Genomic DNA, 1548 nt, shown 5'->3' on the forward strand with positions numbered 1-1548 from the left:
CGACGGGCTTCGAGGCGGCCCGGACGGTCGGTGAGCACATCCGGGCGAGCACCCCCGTGGTCATGGACCTCACCGAGATGTCGGAGGCCGAGGCCCTCGGCCGCAGCGGTCTTCCGGCCCCTCCGTCCCTCGGTCCCCGGGCACGATCGCGCGCCGGCACTCCGACGCTGCCCGGTCGCGACGGCATCCCCGTCCGCGCCGCCGGTCCGCGAAACGGGCCGCGAAACGGGCCGCGGGGCCCGGCCCCGAAAACCGGTACTCCGCGGTGGCACCCGCGGGCGAGGATGGCGCTGTGACGGGCGGTCCGGCGATCCGCCGGCCTTCGCCCGCCCCGCCTGCCCACCCCGACTGGAACGCCTGGCCCGCCCGCCGATTCCCAGGTCCGGTCGGCGCCCCCCTCAGCTGCTCAGACCCCCGAGGAGACCCTGCCGCCATGAGCCAGTCCGCACTCGGCCGCTTCTACGACGATTTCGCCGACGACTACCACCTCCTCTACCCCGACTGGAACGCCTCGCTCGCCCGCCAGGGCGCCGCGCTGGACACCCTGATCCGCGCCGGCCTCGGCGACCGCCCCGCCGAGGTGCTGGACTGCGCCTGCGGCATCGGCACCCAAGCGATCGGTCTGGCCGCGCTCGGGCACCGCGTCACCGGCACCGACCTGAGTCCGGCCTCCGCCGCCCGCGCCGCCGCCGAGGCCGCCTCGCGCGGGCTCCGGCTGCCCGTCGCCGCCGCCGACATGCGTGGACTCCCCTTCCCTGACGGGCACTTCGACGTCGTCGTCTGCGCCGACAACGCGCTACCCCACCTGCTCACAGCCGAGGACGTCCGCGCCGCACTCGGCGAGATGCGACGGGTCCTGCGCCCCGGTGGACTGCTGCTGGTCACCACCCGCCCGTACGACGAACTGCGCCGCACCCGCCCCGCCTCCACACCGCCGCAGACCGCCGAACACGGCGGACGGCGGTCCGTCCTCTTCCAGCTCTGGCAGTGGCACGAGGACGGGGAACGGTACGACCTGGAGCTCTTCCGACTCCTGCCGGACGAGGCCGGGCAGTGGGACGTCGCCGTCCGGCGCGCCACCTACTGGGCGCTCACCCGGGACCAGCTGAGCGCCTTCGCCGCCGAGGCGGGCCTGACCGGCACTCACTGGGAGCAGCCCGTCGACACCGGCTTCTTCCAGCCCGTCCTGATCGCCCGCAGGGCCTGACCGGTTGACGGCCCGGCCGGCTGACGAACACACCGGCTGACGGCCTGGCTATGGCCACGGCGATCCGCGCCGCGATCGACGCGGCCGCCAACCGGCTGTCCGCCGGGGACGACTTCGACGCCCGCGCCTACGGGCCTGAGCCGGTCGCCCTGTTCGCCCTCGCGAGCAGGAACGAGGAGACCAAGTGACCCTTCACGCCTCCCCTCGCCGAGCCGCCGTCCTGTTACCCCTGCTGATAAATCTCCTCCTCCCGCTCGCCGTCTCCTTCGCATACCTCCTTCCCGTCGACGCCGCCCCGGCGGCCATGAACCTGAGCCTGCCGGTGATCGCCGCTCCGCTGC

The 1548-nt window shown here is 74.4% G+C and carries 2 protein-coding genes; both read left to right on the forward strand.

Features of this window, described 5'->3' with window-relative positions; translation table 11 throughout:
* The first annotated feature begins 433 nt into the window (after positions 1-433).
* Positions 434-1207 carry a class I SAM-dependent methyltransferase gene (locus AB0E96_RS41025; RefSeq protein WP_359831920.1) on the forward strand — a complete coding sequence of 258 codons (774 nt, stop codon included), beginning with the start codon at positions 434-436 and terminating at the stop codon, positions 1205-1207.
* A 50-nt stretch (positions 1208-1257) separates the two neighbouring features.
* Positions 1258-1395: a hypothetical protein gene (locus AB0E96_RS41030; RefSeq protein WP_359831922.1), complete on the forward strand. Its 138-nt coding sequence runs from the start codon at positions 1258-1260 to the stop codon at positions 1393-1395.
* Positions 1396-1548: the final 153 nt, after the last annotated feature.

It is taken from the genome of Kitasatospora sp. NPDC036755, from assembly GCF_040636595.1.
GTDB lineage: Bacteria > Actinomycetota > Actinomycetes > Streptomycetales > Streptomycetaceae > Kitasatospora.

What these genes read in the sequence shown, in the direction of transcription:
- AB0E96_RS41025 (WP_359831920.1), top strand. Translation starts at nt 434, where the DNA reads ATGAGCCAGTCCGCACTCGGCCGCTTCTACGACGATTTCGCCGACGAC.
- AB0E96_RS41030 (WP_359831922.1), top strand. Translation starts at nt 1,258, where the DNA reads ATGGCCACGGCGATCCGCGCCGCGATCGACGCGGCCGCCAACCGGCTG.